2 protein-coding genes are annotated in these 486 nt (G+C 47.1%); both read right to left on the bottom strand.

Going from position 1 to position 486, the window contains the following annotated elements:
- Window positions 1-227 (bottom strand): transposase (locus V5T57_RS20670; RefSeq protein WP_332893167.1); only part of this gene is annotated, 227 nt, incomplete at its 3' end.
- A 109-nt stretch (window positions 228-336) separates the two neighbouring features.
- A partial coding sequence (locus V5T57_RS21060; protein WP_442918256.1) for an IS630 transposase-related protein occupies window positions 337-486 on the bottom strand: 150 nt, incomplete at its 5' end.

The raw sequence follows: 486 nt of genomic DNA, 5'->3' as shown, positions 1-486 counted from the left end.
CTGGCATTATCCATAACGATAACGCTGGGCTCCTTTAATTCAGGCAATAGCATCTTTTCAATCCATGCCTCAACCAACGTAGCATGACACGAACCCTCAAAGATCATAGGCGTTAGCCACTCCTTACCGCGTTGGGCCATGATCAAGTTGGTGCGCTTGCGCTTGCTCCCCGCAAAGTTACCATAGACCTTTTCACCCTTTGGTGCCCACGCATGACGGCGAATCACCTCTTCTTCAAATCCGCTTTCATCAAAATAGACTATATTTTCATGACCGTACTGATCCCAGTGGCGGTATAGGTCAGCCCAATAGTACGCTCTTTTTTCTGTACATCTTTCAATGTAGCGCTTCGTTTTTTTTACCGATCCCAAGCTTCCTTAGCGCAGCACTGATAGTGGTGTCACAAACCCCGAAATGAACGGCGCGCTCTCTTTGCAAAGCGTCTGGATAGGCTTTGACATGTTCTATCAAGGCTTCCTTGTTTAA

It is taken from the genome of Magnetococcus sp. PR-3, assembly GCF_036689865.1.
Classification (GTDB): domain Bacteria; phylum Pseudomonadota; class Magnetococcia; order Magnetococcales; family Magnetococcaceae; genus Magnetococcus.
The sequence above is the reverse complement of the archived record's forward strand: the minus strand, read 5'-3'. Positions and strand labels throughout refer to the sequence as shown.